At 60.4% G+C, this 255-nt stretch carries 1 pseudogene; it reads left to right on the top strand.

Annotated features, from left to right (window positions below):
• Nucleotides 1-255 (top strand): annotated as a pseudogene (locus IB265_RS37980) (ISNCY family transposase); the annotation flags it as partial.

A 255-nucleotide genomic window follows, 5' to 3' on the forward strand; every position in this document is an offset into this window, starting at 1 on the left:
CCAAAGGTCGCGTCGAGCGGATGAACCGGACGCTGCAAGATCGCCTGGTCAAGGAATTACGGCTGGCGGGTATCGACGACATGGAGGCTGGCAATAGGTTTTTGCCGGGCTTCATAGAGCACTACAACGCGCGGTTTGCGATCGTCCCTGCCCGACCCGATGACCTGCACCGCCCGCTGAATCTCGCCCCGGATCGGTTGCGCGACGTCCTGTGCAAACGTGAGCAGCGCTATGTTGGATCGCAGCTGACGTTTT

This window comes from Ensifer sp. ENS10, from assembly GCF_014852025.1.
Classification (GTDB): domain Bacteria; phylum Pseudomonadota; class Alphaproteobacteria; order Rhizobiales; family Rhizobiaceae; genus Ensifer.